Raw genomic sequence first — 2498 nt, forward strand, 5'->3', positions numbered from 1 at the left:
CCAAACAAATCAATATTTCCATTTCCAACTGATGTATCAATATCCGCATTTATATTAATACTTCGACCAGCTTTTAATTCTACAGATGAATCAGTTTCTATCTTTTCATTGATTGTTATATCATTATCAGCTAGAAGAATAACATCCCCTGATAATTCCCCTAAATTTTCAGCCGAAATTGTCACATCAGCATTCTCATCTTGAGCAAAAGGGTCAATAGGAGTTTCTGTTTCTGTAGGTTCTGAATTATCAGAATTTTCTGTTGTCTGAGAATCTGTATTTTCTGTAGCTGAGACTTCCGAATTATTAGCAATTTCTGTTGTGTCTGAATCTGTATTTTCTGTAGATGCAACTTCCAAATTATCCCCTTCTGTTTCTCTAGGTTCTGAATTATCAGAATTTTCTGTTGTCTGAGAATCTGTATTTTCTGTATCTGAGAATTCCGAATTATCCTCTCCCACCGTCACATTTTCTGGGTCTAATAAAATTGTGCCTGGATTACCAAAAGCTGCACTAACATTAACATTTCCATTAAATATTAATTCTTCTTTTCCCGAAACTTCAACAAACCCTCCATCTCCAGAAATTTCTCCACCTTTAGCACTAATATTTCCCGCAAAATTAGTAATTCCATTAGACCAAATTATTACTCTTCCTCCATCTCCATTTGTAATAGCATCGGCAGAAATAAAGGAGTTTTGATTTACAAAAGTTTGCTGAGAATTAGGAACAATTCCATTGCCTTGAAAGTCGCCTCCTATTAATACTGTTCCTCCACCATTTAAAGCATCCGCCTTGATAGTGGTATTGATAAGAGCTACGCGCGAGCCTAATACATTTACTTGGTTTCCGGGATTAGATCCCCCCTGTTGCTGTGAAAGGGAAGTAGTTGATACATCTATATTGCCAGAGACAATAGCATCTCCTGGAGTATCGGCAACTAGAGTATTTGAGTCTGTCAATACCACATCACCATTAGCATTAACTATGACAGATGTAGCCTGAGCTATTTCTCCACCTGTTAAAAGTGTTGCTAAAGATAAGGGGTTTATACCAGCAATATCTTCTCCATTCTGTAGAGACGTTACATCCAACGTCCCTACTTCTAAACTTAATATATGTCCTGGTTGAGATATTCTTAAGACACTACCACCTTCTACTGCTGCGATGGTAATATTACCCCCTGCAGTGGAGAGTTCCCCGGTATTAATAACTGTGCCACCTAATAAGGTTAAATTTTCTCCAGGGTTTAAACTTAAATCTCCTTGATTAACTATAGCGCCTGGGTTAGATACATTAAATTTGTAGCCACTGGGGTTTCCGACTAAATTTGAGTAGTCGTTTGTGCCCATTGCTTGAAACCAGAAATTCTTGCTGTCAAAACCAATACCTGTAGCAGTCGTAACGCTGAAGGAAGCAGGAATGTTGAGGGTAGCATTTTGACCGAACATAATACCTGCGGGGTTCATTAGGAAGAGGTTAGAGTTACCACCGAGGACTTGGATGAGACCATTAATATAAGAAGCGTTCCCTCCTGTGACTCTACCGAGAATATTCTGAGTGTCGGGGGTGGTAAGGAAATTAGCAGTTTTGTTGGTAGGGACATTAAATTTGTCAAAGCTATGGAATAGGTTAGCTCCATTGCGGGTGCCGCCTTCAATATTAAATTGGTTGCCCTGTGGGGTGACAGTTGTACCTGTGCCGTCGTTGGCCGGAGTTATAGGTTGGGAGTTAGCCGGGGGTGCTATGGCCAATGCTCCTAAAATTATAGTCAGAGCTTTTATTCTGTAAGATTCTACAAAAGTCCGTTTCATAAAAATATTCAATATTAAGTGGGGTTGGCATCAAAAGTTTGATAGATTGGGTTAAGAAACGTAGAAGAGGCACTCTGACAATAGTTTTAGTGGAATGGCACAATTGAGAATGAAATTCCACAGGGGGACTTGTTTCATCCCCTCATCTGGGCAGCGCGATCGCGTTGCGTAGTAGGATGTCTATAGAACCTCCATCATTATATATCATAATATATATTATTTATCTGTATATCAATCCATAATAGTAAAGATACTGAACTTTAATTGAGGTGAATATTGCTTGTTGCCGTAAATTTACTGGGAAGATAATCATATCTGGTTGAAAAGTAGTCTGCAGCGACAAAGCGGAAGCAATCTCGTGAAACCCATGAGATTGCTATCCGTTCCGGAATGCTCCGCAAACCTTCCACGGAGTGACAGTCGCAATGACTTATATCATGTCCGGTTGAATAGTTATAATTAAAGTTCGTAGTATAGCTCTCAGCCCTATCTAAAGTTGGGGCTGAGAGCTATTCTACAAACAAAAACTTTATTATAAGTGATTATCCGAACATAATATTATTAGGAGAAGCTTTAAACTTTTCGGCATGCTTTTAGTTCTTCAGAATTCGGACCTGCTATTAGCAGAGAAGCAGCGATGAAATTAAGAGAATTTTATCCTAATGGCAGGAGTACATTTTTTCA

Annotated in this window: 1 protein-coding gene; it reads right to left on the bottom strand. The window is 38.8% G+C overall.

Annotated features, from left to right (window positions below; all coding sequences use genetic code 11):
• A partial coding sequence (locus AFK68_RS01930) for a filamentous hemagglutinin N-terminal domain-containing protein (RefSeq protein ID WP_143437424.1) occupies positions 1–1814 on the bottom strand: 1814 nt, incomplete at its 3' end.
• Positions 1815–2498 lie beyond the last annotated feature (684 nt).

This window comes from Hydrocoleum sp. CS-953, assembly GCF_002260545.1.
Classification (GTDB): Bacteria; Cyanobacteriota; Cyanobacteriia; order Cyanobacteriales; family Microcoleaceae; genus Trichodesmium.